Source organism: Acidimicrobiia bacterium (assembly GCA_035651955.1).
Taxonomy (GTDB): Bacteria; Actinomycetota; Acidimicrobiia; order IMCC26256; family JAMXLJ01; genus JAMXLJ01.
Map to the genome: position 1 here is coordinate 74,011 of DASRES010000040.1, position 17,341 is coordinate 91,351.

General features: G+C 72.3%; 21 protein-coding genes and 1 rRNA gene. 7 read left to right on the forward strand and 15 right to left on the reverse strand.

Annotation, left to right across the window (positions count from 1 at the left end; all coding sequences use genetic code 11):
- Window positions 1-70: 70 nt before the first annotated feature.
- The 3 genes from VFC33_09460 to VFC33_09470 form a co-directional block, all read right to left on the reverse strand.
- Window positions 71-1,402 carry an MFS transporter gene (locus tag VFC33_09460; GenBank protein HZR13467.1) on the reverse strand — a complete coding sequence of 444 codons (1,332 nt, stop codon included), beginning with the start codon at window positions 1,400-1,402 and terminating at the stop codon, window positions 71-73.
- Between the two features lie 3 nt (window positions 1,403-1,405).
- Entirely contained in the window at window positions 1,406-2,098 is a 693-nt protein-coding gene (locus tag VFC33_09465) for a hypothetical protein (GenBank protein ID HZR13468.1), read from the reverse strand.
- Between the two features lie 159 nt (window positions 2,099-2,257).
- Window positions 2,258-2,638, reverse strand: a complete 381-nt coding sequence (locus VFC33_09470; protein HZR13469.1) for a limonene-1,2-epoxide hydrolase family protein — start codon at window positions 2,636-2,638, stop codon at window positions 2,258-2,260.
- A gap of 39 nt (window positions 2,639-2,677) precedes the next feature.
- Here VFC33_09470 and VFC33_09475 point away from each other — a divergent pair, with 39 nt between their 5' ends.
- A complete protein-coding gene (locus tag VFC33_09475; GenBank protein HZR13470.1) occupies window positions 2,678-3,757 on the forward strand; it encodes an ATP-dependent DNA ligase in 1,080 nt (359 codons plus the stop codon).
- On the opposite strand, the gene VFC33_09480 is transcribed toward VFC33_09475, so the two are convergent.
- The 5 genes from VFC33_09480 to VFC33_09500 all read right to left on the reverse strand — a co-directional run bounded on the left by VFC33_09480 (window position 3,754) and on the right by VFC33_09500 (window position 6,171).
- On the reverse strand, window positions 3,754-4,032 hold the full coding sequence (locus tag VFC33_09480; GenBank protein HZR13471.1) for a DUF1905 domain-containing protein: 279 nt from the start codon (window positions 4,030-4,032) through the stop codon (window positions 3,754-3,756). The genes VFC33_09475 and VFC33_09480 overlap by 4 nt on opposite strands.
- A gap of 74 nt (window positions 4,033-4,106) precedes the next feature.
- Window positions 4,107-4,742, reverse strand: coding sequence for a hypothetical protein (locus VFC33_09485; protein ID HZR13472.1), 636 nt, complete (start codon window positions 4,740-4,742; stop codon window positions 4,107-4,109).
- Window positions 4,724-5,335: a DUF222 domain-containing protein gene (locus tag VFC33_09490; protein HZR13473.1), complete on the reverse strand. Its 612-nt coding sequence runs from the start codon at window positions 5,333-5,335 to the stop codon at window positions 4,724-4,726. The genes VFC33_09485 and VFC33_09490 overlap by 19 nt, the downstream gene beginning before the upstream one ends.
- A 107-nt stretch (window positions 5,336-5,442) precedes the next feature.
- Window positions 5,443-5,730, reverse strand: a complete 288-nt coding sequence (locus tag VFC33_09495; GenBank protein HZR13474.1) for a hypothetical protein — start codon at window positions 5,728-5,730, stop codon at window positions 5,443-5,445.
- Window positions 5,731-5,790: 60 nt separating this feature from the next.
- Window positions 5,791-6,171: a class I SAM-dependent methyltransferase gene (locus VFC33_09500; GenBank protein ID HZR13475.1), complete on the reverse strand. Its 381-nt coding sequence runs from the start codon at window positions 6,169-6,171 to the stop codon at window positions 5,791-5,793.
- 89 nt (window positions 6,172-6,260) lie between these two features.
- Between VFC33_09500 and VFC33_09505 the strand changes: the two genes are divergently transcribed.
- The gene (locus tag VFC33_09505) at window positions 6,261-6,467 is read left to right on the forward strand and encodes a hypothetical protein (GenBank protein ID HZR13476.1); all 207 of its coding nucleotides are present in this window, start codon (window positions 6,261-6,263) and stop codon (window positions 6,465-6,467) included.
- Here the strand turns inward: VFC33_09505 and VFC33_09510 are convergent.
- The gene (locus VFC33_09510) at window positions 6,464-8,779 is read right to left on the reverse strand and encodes a transglycosylase domain-containing protein (protein HZR13477.1); all 2,316 of its coding nucleotides are present in this window, start codon (window positions 8,777-8,779) and stop codon (window positions 6,464-6,466) included. The genes VFC33_09505 and VFC33_09510 overlap by 4 nt on opposite strands.
- A 109-nt stretch (window positions 8,780-8,888) precedes the next feature.
- Between VFC33_09510 and tyrS the strand changes: the two genes are divergently transcribed.
- Window positions 8,889-10,118 (forward strand): tyrosine--tRNA ligase, encoded by a 1,230-nt coding sequence (gene tyrS / locus VFC33_09515; GenBank protein ID HZR13478.1) that lies wholly within the window; start codon window positions 8,889-8,891, stop codon window positions 10,116-10,118.
- A gap of 81 nt (window positions 10,119-10,199) precedes the next feature.
- Window positions 10,200-10,796: a hypothetical protein gene (locus VFC33_09520; GenBank protein HZR13479.1), complete on the forward strand. Its 597-nt coding sequence runs from the start codon at window positions 10,200-10,202 to the stop codon at window positions 10,794-10,796.
- Window positions 10,797-10,805: 9 nt separating this feature from the next.
- On the opposite strand, the gene VFC33_09525 is transcribed toward VFC33_09520, so the two are convergent.
- The 4 genes from VFC33_09525 to VFC33_09540 form a co-directional block, all read right to left on the reverse strand.
- Window positions 10,806-11,057 carry a hypothetical protein gene (locus VFC33_09525; protein HZR13480.1) on the reverse strand — a complete coding sequence of 84 codons (252 nt, stop codon included), beginning with the start codon at window positions 11,055-11,057 and terminating at the stop codon, window positions 10,806-10,808.
- A gap of 76 nt (window positions 11,058-11,133) precedes the next feature.
- The gene (locus VFC33_09530; protein ID HZR13481.1) at window positions 11,134-11,934 is read right to left on the reverse strand and encodes a hypothetical protein; all 801 of its coding nucleotides are present in this window, start codon (window positions 11,932-11,934) and stop codon (window positions 11,134-11,136) included.
- A complete protein-coding gene (locus VFC33_09535) occupies window positions 11,931-13,337 on the reverse strand; it encodes a hypothetical protein (GenBank protein HZR13482.1) in 1,407 nt (468 codons plus the stop codon). Before VFC33_09535 ends, VFC33_09530 begins: the two co-directional genes overlap by 4 nt.
- A 216-nt stretch (window positions 13,338-13,553) precedes the next feature.
- The gene (locus VFC33_09540) at window positions 13,554-13,757 is read right to left on the reverse strand and encodes a hypothetical protein (protein HZR13483.1); all 204 of its coding nucleotides are present in this window, start codon (window positions 13,755-13,757) and stop codon (window positions 13,554-13,556) included.
- A 264-nt stretch (window positions 13,758-14,021) separates the two neighbouring features.
- Between VFC33_09540 and VFC33_09545 the strand changes: the two genes are divergently transcribed.
- The gene (locus VFC33_09545) at window positions 14,022-14,225 is read left to right on the forward strand and encodes a hypothetical protein (GenBank protein ID HZR13484.1); all 204 of its coding nucleotides are present in this window, start codon (window positions 14,022-14,024) and stop codon (window positions 14,223-14,225) included.
- A gap of 118 nt (window positions 14,226-14,343) precedes the next feature.
- Entirely contained in the window at window positions 14,344-15,024 is a 681-nt protein-coding gene (locus VFC33_09550) for a response regulator transcription factor (GenBank protein ID HZR13485.1), read from the forward strand.
- 21 nt (window positions 15,025-15,045) lie between these two features.
- On the opposite strand, the gene VFC33_09555 is transcribed toward VFC33_09550, so the two are convergent.
- On the reverse strand, window positions 15,046-15,705 hold the full coding sequence (locus VFC33_09555; GenBank protein HZR13486.1) for a response regulator transcription factor: 660 nt from the start codon (window positions 15,703-15,705) through the stop codon (window positions 15,046-15,048).
- Window positions 15,702-16,412, reverse strand: coding sequence for an ATP-binding protein (locus VFC33_09560; GenBank protein ID HZR13487.1), 711 nt, complete (start codon window positions 16,410-16,412; stop codon window positions 15,702-15,704). Before VFC33_09560 ends, VFC33_09555 begins: the two co-directional genes overlap by 4 nt.
- 689 nt (window positions 16,413-17,101) lie before the next feature.
- On the opposite strand from VFC33_09560, the gene VFC33_09565 reads away from it, so the two are divergent.
- Window positions 17,102-17,341 (forward strand): 16S ribosomal RNA (locus VFC33_09565); the annotation flags it as partial.

Consider the following 17,341-nt stretch of genomic DNA (forward strand, 5'->3'; position numbering starts at 1 on the left):
GGTCTCCTCGACGGCGGCTGGGCCTCGCCCGCGCAGGGCCAACGGAGGGGCGACGGGCGGTGCCCCGAGGCTACTCGGGGCGTGACCCCCCGCTCAGCCCCCCGCCCCCGCTGGCCGTGGAACCGCTGGTCAGGCCGCTGAGATCCGTGTACGCGGCGAGGAGGAGCGCGACCGCGGCCCCGACCAGCAGGACGACGGTCAGGCTCGTCACCTTGACCGCGTATCCGCCCGCCAGGACGCCGAGCGGGACCGTGCCGCCGAAGGCCATGACCCACAACGCCATGATCCGGCCCCGCACCTCGTCGCGCAGGTGCTCCTGGAGGACGGTCGACAGCGCGGTGATCACGACGAAGTACGCGAAGCCGAGCACCAACGCGGCGGGGTACGCGGGCGCGGGCGAGCGGACAAGCGCGAACGCGGTCAGCAGCACCGCGAACGACACGAGCCCGATGCGCGCGCTGCGCGTCTTCGACCGCCGGACGAGGATCGTCCCGACGGTCACCGCGCCGAGCGCGGCGCCGAGCCCGAACCCCGCGTACAGCAGGCCGTACTGGACGGTCTTGGGCCCGATCCCGAAGTCGTGGTCCGCGATCGCGGGCATCAGGCCGACGAACGTGAGCGAGAAGAACGAGAACGACGTGATGCAGACGAGGATGCGACGCACGAGCGGGTCGGCCGCGGCGATGCGGAAGCCGGACAGCAGCCGTGCGATTCCCCGCTCCTCGATCGCGGCCTCGGCCTGGCTCTCGTAGCGGGCGACGAGCAGACCGGCGACGGCGAAGAGGTAGGTGCCCGCGTTGATCGCGAACACGACACCCGCGCCGGTGCGCGCGTAGATCGGTGCACCGATCGCCGGACCGATGACACGCGACAGGTTCATCTGCACCGACTGCAGCGACACCGCGCCGGTCAGGTCTTGCCGGGGTACGAGGGTCGGCAGGATCGCGGACAGCGCGGGCGCCGCGAGCGCGTTGCCGACCCCGATGACGAGCACGCACGCGACGATCCCGCTGCGCGACGGGTGCGGCATCGCGACGAGCACCGCGAGCACGACCGAGAAGGCGAGCTGCTCGATCTGCATCCAGATGAGCAGCTTCCGGCGGTCGACGAGATCCGCGAGCACGCCGCCCGGCGTGGCGAGGAACAGCAACGGCCCGAGCTGCGCGAAGAAGAGGATCCCGACGTAGCTCGCGGAGTGCGTCAGCTCGTAGCCGTACGCGCCGAGCAGCACGTTCTGCATCCACGTGCCGACGTTCGACGCGAACGTCCCGCCCCACACGACGCGGAAGTCGCGATGGCGGAGCGCCGCGCGCGCACCGCCGGGTGCGAGCGCCTGGTCGCCGTCGACGAGCGCGTCGGTCGCGTCCTCGACGTGAGGGCGCGCGACGTCGCCGGCGGTCAACGGCTACGGCAGCGGCACACCCGGCAGCAGACCCGTCGAGGTCGTGGCCGAGCTCGACGTCGTGACGGGTTGCGTCGTGTCCGTGGTCGGCGGCTGCGTCGTGGGCGGCGGCGTGGTCGGCGGCAGCGTGGGCACGGTCGTCGGCGGCAACGTGGTGACCGTGGTCGGCGGCAACGTGGTCGCCGTCGTCGGCGGCGGGAGCGTGTCGGTCGTCGGCGGCAGCGTCGGCGGGGGCGGCGGCAGCGTCGGTGGCGGGGGCGGCAGCTTGCCCGGCAGCGACGGGAACGTCGTCGGGAAGGTGTTCGGGTTGCTCGTGCTCACGGAGACCGGCGTCGCGGTCTTGATCAGCGGCGGGAGGTCGGTGGTGAAGCCGAGCGGCGTGACGACCGCGCCGAACAGCCGCTGCAGCTTCTCGGTGATCGTCTGCGCGTCGGACGCGGGCGCGGGCGCGTCGGGTGTGATCCCCTGGTCGATCGCGACGTGCGTGCTCGAGCCTTGCGGCGCGTTCGCGTCGCCGTTCGTCTGCGCGGTGCGCACCTGCGGACCGTGCACGCTCGCCGCGCTCTGACCGCCGGGGCGCAGGAATGCGACGAGTGCGACGATCGCGAAGACGACGCCGGCGACGAGCATCGTCGCGAGCATCTGCTCCTCGGTGCTGCGACTCCGCACGCGTCGCAGCCAGTCGAACCTCGACATCCTCTTCCCTCCCCAGGCACGCCGCGCTGCGTGCCTCCCCAGAGCCCGATGCCCGCCGTCGTCGGGAACCCGCACAGTCTCGCGGGACGGACGGCGCGCGTGCGAGCAATCGGCCGGCGAATCCGCGGTGTTACCCCGCCCAGCTGCCGCGTTACGTGGTCAGGCAGACGCGGAGGGAAGCTGGCTCGTGAACTGGGCGAGGTCGAAGTAGTCGCGCCAGGCCGCGATCTTGCCGCCGCGCAGCTCGAACGTCCCCATGACCGGGAGCTCGACGGTGACGCCGGGGAGGAAGAAGACGTCGACGCGCTCGGTCATCACGACGTCGCCGTCGGCGGCGATCGCGCCGACGCGGAACTCGACGCGCTCCGCGTCCTTCGTGAAGCCCTCGATCGTCGCCCGGATCGCGTCACGCCCGGTGACCGGTGCGATCGGGATGTTGTGGTACGTCGCGTCGTCCGTGAAGTACGAGCAGATCCGGTCGACGTCGAGGTCGGTCCACGCCGCGCAGAACTCACGCACGATCTCGATGGGTGTGGTCATGGCGGCGAACGTAGCAACCGATGTGGGTATCGACCCGCCGTGGCCCTGCCCGTCGCACCGCCGGTCGCGCCGATGCTCGCGGTGTTGCGTCGCTCGCTGCCCGAGGGCGCCGACTGGTTCTTCGAGCCGAAGTGGGACGGCTTCCGCTGTCTCGCGTTCCGCGACAGTGACGACGTCGACCTGCGCAGCCGCAACCAGCGGCCGTTCGCGCGGTACTTCCCGGAGATCGTCGACGCGCTGCGCGCCGTCCCCTGCTCGCAGTTCGTGCTCGACGGTGAGCTCGTCGTCCTCGGCGCGTCGGATTTCGACTTCGCCGCGTTGCTGGCCCGCTTGCACCCCGCGGCCTCCCGTGTCGCGCGCCTGAGTCGCGAGACGCCCGCGACGTACATCGCGTTCGACGTGCTGTGCGCCGGTGACGACGACCTGCTCGTGCACCCGTTCTCGGAACGGCGCGCGCGCCTGGAGTCGCTGCCGCACGACGCGCCCGCACGTGTCGCCGTCACGCCGACGACGCGGTCGCGCGACGTGGCGCGCGCCTGGCTCGACGACGCGCACGGGCGGGGCATCGACGGTGTCGTCGCGAAGGCCGCCGATCTCCGATACGAGCCGGGCCGCCGCGCGATGACGAAGGTCAAGCCGGAGCGCACGCTCGACTGCGTGGTCGGCGGCTTCCGCCATCTCTCGGGCCGCGCGGTCCTCGGCTCGCTGCTGCTCGGCCTCTACGACGACGCGGGCGCGTTCCGTCACATCGGCGTCGCGAGCTCGTTCGACGCCGCGACGCAGCGCGCGCTGTTGGACGAACTGGTCGACCGGGTCGTGCCGCTCGCCGGGCACCCGTGGGAGCACGGCTTCGGGCTCAAGCCCAGCCCCGTCGGCCGACTCAAGGGCGCGGCAGGGCGGTGGACGCCGGAGCTCGAGCCGGACTGGGTGCCCGTGCGTCCCGACCTCGTGTGCGAGGTCGCGGTCGACCGCGCCGACGGTGCCCGCCTGCGTCACCCGGCCCGCTTCCGCCGCTGGCGCCCCGACCGCGACCCGGGCTCGTGCACGCTCGAGCAGCTCGCCGACGTCGACGACGGCCTGTCGCCGCGCGCGCTGCTCGCCGACGCCGACGACACCTAGCGGTCGAAGCGTTCCTCGAGCAGGACGGTCACGGTGTCTCCAGCGTTCTTCCCGATCGCCTTCCGTACGTCCGCCTTCACGGGCAACTTGTGAGTGCCGTCGCCCATCGCCATGAACGAGCTGTGGAAGGCGTAGCCGTCGATCGTGCCGCGCACCTTCACGAGACCGCGCGTCCCGAAGAACGCCACCGATCCCGGCATGACGACGTACGTCCACCCACCCCGCGCGGGGCTCTTCTGCAATTGCGCGCGGAACCGCTTGTTGAGGGTCGACATCGCTCCCCCGTTCGTCGACGGTTGCTCGCCTTGTATGACGGTCGTCGCTCGCCGAACTCGTCGCGCGTGCTTCATCAGCTCGTGTCGTGCTTCGGCCGGTTCTTGAGATGGTCGGGATGGTCGGGCGGCACCCTCGCGCGTTTGCCGGTGCCGTCGACGAGAGCCCAGCCGTCGCGGTGTTTCAGGTGGTGGTGGAAGCTGCACAGCGGGTCGAGCTCGTCCAGCTTGGTGTGCTTGGTGCTCGCCCACGGTTCGCGGTGGTCGAACTCGATGCGGGTCCGGGTGCAGCCCTCGACGCTGCAACAGGGTGACTGCCACAGGAGCGCGATCTTCTGGGCGACCTTCGGCCCGCGGCCGAGGTGGGTGACGTTGGCGACGTCGTCGCCTTTGGTGACGACGAGCTTGAGGATGCTCTCGCCCAGCAGGTCGCGTGCCGTGCTGATCGGGACGGGGCCGAGGCCGGCGACCTCGCACAGCTCGTCACCCTCGACCCGGCCGCGCAACAGCGCTTCGAGGTCGAGGCGCAGGATCGACAGGTACGACGGGCACCGATGCTTGCGCTTCTGCTTCGAGGTGCCGTCGTCTTCGGGGCGGTCGTCGTGCTCCTGGAACACGCGGACGAACGCGTCGAACGCGTACGCCTCACGCTCCTCCCGTCGGCCTTCCCGGCGGGCGTTGGTGAACTCCTCGTTCACGAGGCGCTCCAGCACGCGTGCCACGTGGCTGCCGTCGCGCACCGTGCCGGTCGCGTTGAAGTGCCGGCGGCCTTCCTCGTCGGTCCACGACCGGCCCGCCGCTCCTCGTGGATGCGCCGTTCGGTCTCCTCGGGGTCCGGGTCGGCCTTGGCGCGCTCGCGGGCCGCCTCCTGGCGCAGCGCCGCGACCGTCGAGCTCCTCGCCTTGTCCAGCAGGCGGCGTTCGGCGGCGGCGTTGCCGTTCGCGCCCGCGGCGACGAGCGCGGCCTGCGCGGGTGAGATCTCACCCGTGCGCATCGCGGTCTCGGTCGCCGGATGCGCGTCGAGCCGCTTCGACAGCGCCAGCTGTTTGGGGGCCGCGCCCCGCGTCGTGCCTGACTGCTTCGCCATCCCCTCGGCGGCGTCGCGATGGCCGCGCTCGCGCCACGCGGCGGCTTCCTCGACGCGCCGGGCCAGCAGCGTCTTGGCGTTCGCGGCGAGCCGTTCGATCCTCTCGAACGCGTTCCACATCGGCTCCGCATCCGCGAGCGCGACCGCGTCCGGCTCCAGCGCGCGGACCAACGCGGCAACTCGATCCCGTTCCGCCCGCACCTCCGCCACGCCGAGCATGCATTCAGTATGAACGAGGGGTATGTCACTGAACGCCGTGCGAACGGAGAAGAGCGGAGAAAAATCTTGCGAATGACGTCGCGCGCGAACGGCGCACGCACGCGAAGTCATCGCCGATGCGCGATCCACAGTCTCGTCTCGTGCGGGATGCGCATCGACCCGTCGGGAAACGCGCGCGCGGCAGCATCCCGGATCGCGTCCAGCAACGACGACCGCGCGTCCTCACGCAGCGCCATCACGAAGCTGTGACTCGACAGGTCCTGGGTCCACGTGTCCACGCTCACCTCGCGGCCCCACGGCACGTCGATGCGGTCACCGACGTCGAACGACCCGGATGCCCGCAGCTCGGCACCCCAGTCCGTGTCGCGCTGCGAGCGATGAACCGGAGGACACACGCCTTCGATCAGATCCCACGTCGCGTCGAACCACGTCTCCCCGTCCGCCGTTGCGTGGGATCACCAGGCCGCCCAGCGACCTCCCGGATGCAACACGCGCGCCACCTCCGAGCGCCGCTGCTCGGCCGCGAGCCAGTGCCACGACTGGGCGAAGCAGATGAGGTCGGCGCACCCGTCGCGGAACGGGAGCCGCGCACCGTCCGCGACGACCGCAGGCAGCCCGGGCGAACGCGCAACTGCACGCGCCAACATCGCGACGCCGATGTCGTACGCCACGACGCGCGCGCCGCGCGACGCGAGCGCCCGCGTCGCGATCCCGGTACCGGCCCCGCCCTCCAGCACGAGCAGCCCGCGCAGCGGCCCGAGCGCGTCGTAGACATCGTCTGGGTACGACGGCCGCGCGGCGTCGTACGCGTCGACGACGGGATCGAACGACGGCACGCGTGCATGATGGCTGGTGCCATGAGCGACGTCACGGTCCTCGCCGACCGGGCGCGTCATCTCGATGCGCCGTATCCCGGCGGCGAGTCGTGGCGCGACGCGGTCGCGCGCGCGTCACCGGGTTCCTCGAGACGTTTCCCGACCGCTACGCGTGCTCGCGCGTCCTCGTCATCGGGCATGTCGCGACGCGCTGGGCGCTCGACTGCGCGCTCGCCGGGCGGACGCTCGACGATCTCGTCACCGAGGACTTCGCCTGGCAACCGGGCTGGGAGTACACGCTCGACACCCCGCACTAACCGGGATTGACGGACACCGCGACCGTGGTGCCGGCGTCGACGACGGTTCCGGCGGCGGGCGTCTGACTCCACACGCGACCGGCGAGCGACGGGTCGGTCGGCGGAGGCTGCTCCTGGGTCGTCACCGCGACCTGCAGGCCGGCCTGCTGTAGGAGCAGCGTCGCCTGCGACGTCGTCTGACCGAGCAGGCCGGGCACGGTCGTCGACGTGGGCGGCCCGCTCGCCAGCACGAGGGAGACCGTCTCGCCGGGGCTCGCGGGCGTCCCACCGCCGGGCGACTGCGAGAGCACCGTGCCGGGCGGGTACTGGCGGCTCGGCGCGGAGTCGGTGCGGACCTGGTAGCCGGCGTCGAACAGCACGCGCTGCGCGTCGCCGATCCGCATCCCCACGACGTTGGGCAAGGCCGGCCCGACCGTCGTCGTCGTGGTCGACGGCGGGGGTGCCTGCACCGGAGGGAACGTCGATGCCGGCGTCGACGCGAGCGCGGTGCTCTGGAACAGCTGCCAGATCTGAGCCGGCCAGGTCCCGCCCGTCACCGTCACGCGCGTCGTCGGCGGCATCATCGGCGTGCGCGACTGGGGGAAGCCGACCCACACCGACGTCGCGAGCTCGGGCGTGTACCCCACGAACCACGCGTCCGCGTTGCCGTCGGTCGTGCCCGTCTTGCCCGCGACCGGTCGCCCGATGCGCGCCTTCACGCCCGTCCCGCGATCGACGACCTGCTGGAGCACCGAGGTCACCTCGCGCGAGATCGACGACGGCAGCACGCGACGGTGCTGGGCCGGCGCCTCGTAGAGCACCTTGCCGTTGCGGTCGGTGACCTTCGTGACGAAGACCGGGTCCGTGTGCACCCCGTCTGCCGCGAACGTCGCGTACGCGGACGCCATGTCGAGCGCGCTGACGTCGTTCGTGCCGAGCACGGCGGACGGCACGGCCTGCAGCGGCGCCGTCACGCCCATCTGGTGCGCGAGGTCGACCGCACGACGCGGACCGATGTCCTCGATGAGCTGCGCGTACACGGTGTTGACCGACTCGACGGTCGCGTCCACGAGGTTCAGCCGGCCGAACCCCTGGTTCTCGAAGTTGTGCACCACCCACGGTTGCTGCGGCGCGGGGAGCGGAATGGTGAGCTGCGCGGGTCCCGAGTACGTCCGCGACAACGGCACGCCCGCCTCGAGCGCGGCCGCGAGCACGAACGGCTTGAACGCGGAGCCGGACTGGCGTTCACCCTGGCTCGCGAGGTCGAACTGCGCCGCCGGCGTCGACGCGAAGAAGTCGCGGCCGCCCACGTAGGCGCGGACGTAGCCGTTCGTCGGATCGATCGACACGAGCGCGGCCGACGGATCGGTCGCCGGCCGTGAGATCACGTCGCCGATCGCCTGCTCGGCGTCGGACTGCAGCTTGGGGTCGAGCGTCGTGTAGATGCGCAAGCCGCCTTCGAGCAGGGCCTGGCGACGCGCCTCCGCGGTGTCGCCGAACGCGGGGTCGTTGAGGATGACGCTCTTGACGCGCTCGACGAAGTGGCCGGCGGGGTAGCGCTGCTCCGGCGCGAGCGGCACGAGCTGCAACGGCTCCGCGCGCGCGGCGGCGATCATCGGCTCCGGCTCGCGTTGCAGCTTCTCGACGCGGTCGAGGACGTGCGCGCGCCGCGCGAGCGCGGCCGCGGGCGCCTTGTACGGGTTGTCGCGTTCGGGCGCCTGCAGCAGTCCCGCGAGCAGCGCGGCCTGCGCGAGGTCGAGATCCTTGGCGTCCTTGCCGAAGTAGAGACGCGACGCGGCCTGCGCGCCGTACGCGCCGTTCCCGAAGTAGACCGCGTTCAGATAGCGCTCGAGGATCTGCTTCTTGCTGAGCTTCCGCTCGATCTGCACGGCGAGCACGGCTTCACGCAGCTTCCGGCTGACCGTCTTCTTCTGGTCGAGCAGCACGGTCCGGACGTACTGCTGCGTGATCGTCGACCCTCCCTCGCTGAGCGAGCCCTGCTGACTGTCGTGGACGAGCGCGCGCACGATCGACCGCGGGTCGACGCCGTCGTGCTCGAAGAAGCGCGCGTCCTCGGTCGCCACGACGGCCGTCTGCAGCAGCGGCGAGATCTGCGCGAGCGGGACGGGGTCGCGGTTCTGCTCGGCGTGGAGCGTCGCGAGCAGCGATCCGTCGGCCGCCAGCACCTGGCTCGACGACGCCTGCCGCACCCGGAAGTCGAGGTTGGTCGTGTAGCTGCAGCCGGCCGCGAGGAGCGACGTCACCACGACGACGGCGAGCAGCGCGCCACCGCGGGCCCGCGCCGTCCTCCCCGTCGTCGCCGTTCCCCTCATCAGCCACATTGTGCTACTGCCGCCCCACCGGCTCGCGGGCACGCCCGGTCGGGGACCCCAGGGGTTGTGTCGGCAGGCCGGGCGGGTGCCTGCACTACCGTTCGCCGCCGTGGAGCAACCCGTCGACGAGGGCCTGCGCCTGCTGACGGCCGGCGCGGTCGACGTCATCAGCGTCGACGAGCTGCGCCGCCGGCTCGCGGGCGGCCGCCCGCTGCGCGTGAAGCTCGGCATCGACCCGACGGCGTCGGACATCCACCTCGGCTTCGCGGTCGTCCTGCGCAAGCTCCGGCAGTTCCAGGACCTGGGCCACGTCGCGGTCCTGATCGTCGGCGACTTCACCGCCCAGGTCGGTGACCCGTCGGGCCGGTCCGCGACCCGGCCCCGGCTGACCGCCGACGAGGTCGACGCCTTCGCGGCGACGTACGTCGAGCAGGTCCGGCGGATCCTCGACTTCACGCCCGGCCGCATCGAGGTCCGCCGCAACTCCGAGTGGCTGGCCGGGCTCGGGATGGAAGGGGTGCTCCGCCTCATGGCGAGCACGACCGTCGCCCGCATGCTCGAGCGCGACGACTTCGCGAAGCGCTACCGCTCGGGTCAGCCGATCTCGCTGTCGGAGTTCCTGTATCCGCTCCTGCAGGGCTACGACTCCGTGCAGGTCCGGGCGGACGTGGAGCTCGGCGGGTCCGACCAGCTCTTCAACAACCTGATGGGTCGGCACCTGCAGGAGCAGGCGGGCCAGGATCCCCAGGTCGTGCTCACGACGCCGCTCCTCGAGGGGCTCGACGGCGTGCAGAAGATGTCGAAGTCGCTCGGCAACTACGTGGGCATCGAGGAGCCCGGGCCCGAGCAGTTCGGCAAGCTCATGCGGATCCCCGACGACGTCATGCCGCGCTACCTCGAGCTGACGACGGGCTGGCATCCCGACCATGTCGCCGACGTGCTCGCGCGCCTGCGCGACGGCCGGCTGAAGCCCGTCGACGCGAAGCGCATGCTCGCCCGCCGGGTCGTCGAGCTGTACCACGGCGACGAGGCCGGGGTGCACGCCGAGGCGGAGTTCGACCGGGTGTTCAAGGCCGGCGACGCGCCGAGCGAGGTCGCCGACGTGGCGATCCCCGCGTCGGAGTTCGCGGACGACGGCCGCGTCCGGCTGGCCAAGGTCCTGCACCTCGCGGGCCTCGTCCCGTCGAACAAGGAGGGCCGTCGCATGATCGAGCAGGGCGGCGTGCGTCTCGACGGCGAGCGCGCGAGCGACCCCGACGGCGAGGTCTCGGCCGCCGACGTCGACGGCGTCCAGGTCCAGGTCGGGAAGCGCCGCTGGGCCCGTCTCCACGTGCGCTGAGCCGACCGGGGCGCGCCGTCCCCCGCGGAACTGGCCGAATGGCCCATTCCGCACGAACCGAACGATCCTTACGCTTGCCCCATGCGCCGTGCCCGGATGGCCCTGGCCGCGGCCTTCGTGGTCGCGCTCCTCACGACTGCGTGCAGCCACGGCCCGAGCCGTCTCGCACCGTTGCACGACGACGGGTCCCGGGGCGCGACCGCCGCGCCGGCCGCGGGCTCACAGGCCGGCTTGCGGGCCGCGATGGAGAAGCTGCTCGACGTCGCGCCGCCCGCGGGCTACGAGGCGGTCGGGCCCGACACCGATCTCGAGCCCGACGAACTCGGGCCGGAGCTGTCGAAGCGCTTCGCCGGGCTCGGCTTCGAGCGCTCGATGGAGCGCATCTACGCGACGGACACCGGGACCGTGCACCTCGTCGTGTACGCGTTCGCGTCGCAGGCGGGCGCGCAGCAGGCCGCCGGGTGCGACTGCGGCGACCCGGTCCCGGGTGTCGCGGGCGCGTGGGCCGCGACGTCTGCCGCCGGGGTCGAGCTCGAAGGGGCGGCCGGCTCGTACCTCGTGCGCGTGCTCGACGACTCCGGTCCGGGCGCACGTCCCGTCGCCGAGCTCGCCACGTTCGTCACGTCGGTGCGCACGGCCGTCGGCGGTGCCGACGCCGCGGGCGGCATCACCGCGTGACCGCAGCCGTCACGCCGAGACCGTCACCGTCGTCGACGAGCGGCTCGAGCGGTCTGCGCTGTCGGCGACCGCGCTGACGGTCGCGGTCGTGCCCGTTGGGACGGTCGCGGACCACCTCCCGTCCGCGCCCACGCGGACGCCGCGCCCGTTCACGGTGACGCGCGCGCCCGGCGACGCCGTGCCGTGCACGACGACGTCGCCGTGACGGTTCGACTCGATGCGTGTGATGCTCACGCTGACCGACGACGCGGTGCCACGCACGGGCTCCCTCCTCGCGCGAAGGCGGCGAGCACCGCGGTCACGCGGCGGCGTTCCACACGCGCCTGACCGGGCGCGGTCACGTCTGCTGGCTCTCGTTCGGCCCGTGCGCGACGACCGTCCCGCCGGTGTGTTGCACCGTCACGGCAGGCGTCGACGACGCGGGCGCTCCCGGCGGCGCGCCGATCGCCGGCGCACCCGACGACGGCGCAGCCGGCGCGGACGGTGCGGAGACGCTCGGCGACGCCGGTGTGACGACCACGAGCTCGGTCTCGAGCACCTGGACGATCCGGTTCATGAGCGCGTCGATCGACGGCTGCATCTGCTGCGACGTCTGACCGGAATGCGCGAGCATCCGCAGCTGCCACTCGATCATGCGCAGGTCCCGTCGCGCCTGGCGCGTGAGCACGACCTCGCCTCCGGGCGCGACGACGAACTGCTCCGCCGACGCCAGTGTGTCGCACGCGACGCAATTCCAGTTGCGCGCCTCCGCTCGGTTGCGCGCGTCGACTCCGACGACCGTCCCGCTCACGAGGTCGATCTGCACCGCGATCGCGACCGTGTGGCACTCCTGGCAGTACGCGCTCAAGGCGAACGCCGTGTTCGCCACGCCGACGCCGGGCCCGCGTCCGGTACGCACCTGGAACGAGACGTCGGCATCCGTCTGGTGGTACAGCGCCGTGAACGCCATCGCGCCGTTCCAGGCGACGAGCGCGTCCGCCGACGTGAACGGGACGAGCACGAGGCCCAGCGCGAGCAGCACCCCGACCCCGCCCCGCATCCGGCGGCGCCGGATCCTCGCCCGGCGCCGGACCCGGCGCGCACCCTCGACGACGTGCGTGTGCAGCATCCCTGCCTCCGATCCCGACGAGACGATCATGCGTGGACGATCCGCAACTGCGACGCCGACCACGCGACCGGCGCGGCGAACGCGGCGACCACGGCGAAGCTGGCCGGCAGGCGCCGCACCCGCGACGGACCGCAGCGGCGCGCGGTGGCGCGAACGGCGCGCTGGACGAAGAAGACGAGCGCGCCCACGAGCCCCGCGAAGAACACCGTGACGAGCGCGACCTGGACGATGCCGAGCGTCATCGCCGCCCACGCGTGCGCGCCGGCCGCGTCGACCACCGCCGTACCGACGTCGCGGAGCTCGAACCACGTCGACGCCGCCAGGGAGGGCGCGACGAACAGCATGAGGGCGAACTGGAGCGGCAGCACGATCGCGGTCGCGACCGCCCACACGACGATGACACGCCGCGCACGCGGCTTGAGGTCCGCGAGCGCGGGAGCGACCGGACGACGTGGCACGAGCCGTCCGAGGGCCGCGTGCAGGCGTGGGAACAGGTCCGGGACGCCGGCGAGGTCGCTGAGCACCCAGTACCCGTCGAACCGGACGAACGGCAGGAGCTGCTCGACGATGATGATGCTGATCACCGCGACCGCGGCGACGAACCCGCTCCACCCCGTCAGCGCGTATCCCGCGCCGGCCACGACGCAGGTGAGCGCGTTGAAGTACACACCGCCGAGGTCGGTGCGGACGCGCCCCGACCTCCGCAGCCGGTACGACTCCGTCACGTTCGTGTACAGCGCCGGCCAGAACAGGTAGAACCCACCGCCGATCTCGCCGGGTGTCGCGCCGCCGTACGTGCACGCGCTCGCGTGCCCGAGCTCGTGGAACAGCACGCCCGCGAAGACGATCGCGATCACTGCGAGTGCCTCGATCGGGCGCGTCAGCAAGGCGTCCGCAGCACCGACGAGGCGCGCGCCCGTCAGCGTCGTCCACTCCGTCGCGACGAACCCGGCGAGCACGGCGACGACGACGAGCGGATTGAAGAGTGGGCTGAGCGTGCGCGCGACGGGCCGCACGACGTGGGCCGGGATCCATGCCTTGCGGACGCGCAAGCCGAGCAGGAGATCGAGCGAGCCGGGCTCGACCGGCCGCGACGCGAGGAGCCCGAGCTCCTCGAGCTTCGCGAGCAGGAGGGCCACGTTCTCGGCGCTGACGTCGCGGTCGATGCGCCGGCTGACGGTCGCGGCCACCTCCGCGACGGTCCGCTCGCCGTCGAGCGCGTTCGCGACCTGGTACAGGAGCGGCGTGAGTTGCACCCACTGACCGTCGTCGCGGCACACGAGGTAACGGCGGTCGCGGAACCCCGAGCCGCGGTAGCGGCCAGCGAGCTCGACACCGGCTGCCAGGCGCGGACGCTCGGGGGCGGCGAGCGCCTCGAGCGCGCTCCGGCGTGCGCGTGTCGAGCGCAGGATCCGCTCGTGGACGGTCCGCATCCGCCGGCGCCGGCGCCGCTGTCGCGTCGGTCGGGAGACGGTCTGGACCGCGCGTGCCAACCGCGCACGCGGCCGTCGCGCCAGGCGCCGCGCACGACGCGTCGTCGCCGTCGTCCGGGGGAAGAGTGAGTCGTCCATGCCCGCAGTGCTGCTCGGTCCGGCGGTCGGGCGGGCCGGGCGCCGGGACGCCGACACGCGCCCCGGCGCCTCCACCCGTCAGCCCTGGTGGACGAAGACGAGCTGCGTCGCCTCGGACTGCGCGACGTTGCCGAACGAGAAGAAGCCGGCGTTCACCGCGATCGAGGTGTTGTGTGCGAGCACGAAGGAGTGGTTGCTGCCGAAGTGCAGGAACGACAGCGTGTCCCGTTCGGGCAGGATCGCACCCGTCTCCTGCTCGAGCTCCGCGGGCGTCAGTGCCATCGTCGCCTCCTTGTCTCCGGGGATGTCTGTTGGGACGTTGGCGCAGCGATCATCGGCGTGACCACCGCACGCGCGCATCTGCCACGAGGTCGAGATTTCCTCGTCCGATTGCATGAGGCGCGACGCCGCCCGGCGCGCTGTCGCGGGACCGGCGACAGCACGTCATGCATTCGGACGAGCGAATCTCGCTCGCATGAGCGATGCCGCCGCGCGCAACGACGTGCACGATCCGACGCGACGTCCGTCGACATACGGGAGGATCCCATGGCGTTGACACCCAGCGAGCTCGAGGCCGAGACAGGCGCGGTGCTGCCCGAGCGCGACACGCTCTCGTTCCTGCACTTCGGCAGCAACCACTCCTTCGTCTTCGCGCACAACACGGCCATCTCCGCGAACGTCGGCGTGATCAGCGCGCTGAACTTCGCCGGCGCGAGCGCGGATCAAGGCGTCTTCGTCATCCAGGGCTGACACGACGAAGCGATCGCGTGGCGGTGACGGCCGCGGGTCGCGGCCGTCACCGCGGCATCCCGGACGGTGCGGCGTTACAGTCCGTCGCGACCGTGGCTGCGACCGCGAGGTGGGACCTGTGTCGTGCTCGGTACTCGTCGTCGACGATCACCAGGTGTTCGCGGACGCGCTCGCGGCGCTGCTCGTCGCCGAGGACGACGTCGACGGTGTCGCGACGGCGCGGACACTCGCCGACGCGCGGCAGGTGCTCGACGTGATGGACCCCGACGTCGTGGTCGTCGAGACGACCGTCGGCGAGACGGATGCCCTCGCGTTCGTCGCCGAGGCGCGGGAGACGGGTCGTGACCGCGGCGTGATCGTCGTCGCGGAGCGCGCCGACGCCCGGACGGCGATCGACGCGATACGCGCCGGCGCCACCGGTGTCGTCGTCCAGGACGGCACCGTCGACGCGCTCGTCGACGCGGTCGTCGCAGCATCACGCGGTGAGATGAGCATCCCGCCCGCGTTGCTCACGGACGTCATCTCCGACCTGCTCGCCGACGAACGCGATGCGAGTGACGAGAGCCGTCGGCTTGCGACGCTCACCGCACGCGAACGCGAGGTGCTCGACCTCATGGTCGCAGGGCTCGATCGGGCCGCGATCGCCAGCGAGCTCTTCACGTCGGTGAACACCATCCGGACGCACATGCAGAGCGTCTTCCGGAAGCTCGCGGTGCACTCGTCGGTCGAGGCGGTCGCCGTCGCGCTGCGCGCGCGGCGCAGCCGGCAAGTCCGCGCCGGGCTCCTCCGTCGCGTCTGACGGGCGGCCCGGCGGTCCGGGCTACGAGGCGCGCGCGGATTCGTGCGCGCGCACGCCGTGACGCGCCGCGAACGCGACGGCCTCCACCGCCGAATGCGCCCCGAGCTTCACGAGGACGCGCTGGACGTGCGTGCGCGCCGTCGCGTACGTCACACCGAGCTCGCGAGCGATGACCGCGGCCGTCTGACCGGCGAGCAGGCGAGCGAGGACCTCGCGCTCGCGACCGGTCAACGAGGCGAGGCGCCCGGCCGGGTCGCGGTCGGTGACGCCGGGCCCGGGCGCGTCACGCTTCGTGAAGTACCCGTGGCCGTCGCGGACGCGCCCGATCGCGTCGAACAGCGCATCCGCGCTCGCGGTCTTCGCGACGAACGCGGCAGCCCCCGACGCGCGACAGCGCCGTTCCAGGTCGTCGTCGTCGGCGCTCGTCAACGCGACGACTGCCGTGCTCGGTGACGTGGCGCGCACGCACCGGATGCCGGCGAGGCCCGCGAGGTCGTCGTCGAACACGAGGTCCATGAGGCACACGTCGAAGTGCTCGTCACGTACGAGCGCCGCCGCGTCTGCGGGGTCGCGACAGACGACCGTGTCGACGCCCCGGCCCCGCAAGAGCTTCGCGACCGCCTCGGCGAACACGGCGTGGTCGTCGCACAGCAACGTCCGGACGGGCGCGGGCGCGTTCATGCCGTCACGCAATCGCTCGCCGCCGGCGACACGTCCCCGACGCCCGGCAGCTCGATCCGCACGCGCGTCCCGGTGCCGCCCGTGCCGCGGTCCACGTCGAGCGAGCCTCCGAGCTCCTCCACGAGGCACGTCACCACGTCGATCCCGACGCCGGGCACCCAACCAGAGCCGAATCCGGGGCCCGTATCGGCGACGTCGACGACGACGCCGCTGCGCGCGTCGTCCGTCGACACGACGACGGTGACACTCCCAGCGCCGCCCACGGTGGTCGCCGCACGACACGCGTTGTCGACCAGGTTCGCGAGCACGCGCCACATCGTCAGCGCGTCGCCGGCCGCGAGCGTGGCGCGTCCGAGGCAGCGGACCGGCACACCGGATGCCGCCTGGTGCGCGCGGGCGACGTCGCGGGCGATCGCGGCGACGTCGCAGATTCGATCGCGCGCGTCCCCGGCGTCCGGCGCGAGCAACAGTGCGAGCCGATCGACCTCGAAGCTCGCGTCGCGCAGACACGCCACGGTGTCGTCGGGGAGCGCGGGATCACGTTCCAGTTGGGTGGCGAGCAGCGCGCGCACCGTCGCGAGTGCGAGTCGTGCATCGTGCGCGGCGCCGCGCCGTGTGAACCGGCGGTCGGGTGCGGTCCGGCGGTCGTCGTCCGGTGGTGTGGCCCTGCCCGCGCGTCGCGCGAGAGAGTTCCTGCCCTGCTCCATGTGCCCCGCCCTTCGCTCCTGCCCGGCGTGGCGAGCTCCACGCCGCCCGGGGGTGGCAACGCGCGCGCAGGCTAACAACGCGCCCGGAGGGCAACAACGGGCAGTCCTGCCCCGCGACTACCCCTTCTGCCGACCCGCCTCGTGCGAACCCGCGTGGTGCAAGCCCGCCTCGTCCGCCGCCCCGACGGGCGCGGACGGGGCCCGTGCCGGGCCCGCTATGCTGAATGTTTCCGCCGGCGGCCCGCTCGCGGCGGGAATGCAGCCGACCCTGGCTGCGTTTGACTGTGCTGGCCTCGCTTCGTAAGATGAGAGGTCCCGCCATCGGGAACCGCGGTCGGCCGCGGTCCGGTGCGAGCGGATTGACACGGACGCCTGTCGCCTCCCGAGCCACAGCCGGCGAGCGACCGGATGGGTGTCCGCCCGAGACGAGCCCGGCCGGGTCGGTCGCGGCCTCGTGACCTCGGGCAGCCGCTCCTTGAAAACGGAAGAGTGATTGCCAAAAGCCAGTGCGGGCGTCCGCGCCCTCGCTCACCGGTTCCCGGTGACGAGGCCGCGAGACGTCGTCGATTCATGCACGGTGGTGCGGTGCGCCGCGCCGACCGTGCCGGTTGCCGGAACGGGCGAGTGGCCCGGACCGGCGGCTCTCAACGGATCGGAGGCCGCGTCACCTCGGTGGCGAGGTCGAGATCTCGATGGAGAGTTTGATCCTGGCTCAGGACGAACGCTGGCGGCGCGCTTAACACATGCAAGTCGAGCGAGGCTCCCGACTTCGGTCGGGATGTCCTAGCGGCGAACGGGTGAGTAACACGTGAGGAACCTGCCCCGAAGACCGGGATAACACCGGGAAACCGGTGCTAATACCGGATGCCCTCATCGAGTCGCATGGCACGGTGAGGAAATGGATTCCGCTTCGGGATGGTCTCGCGGCC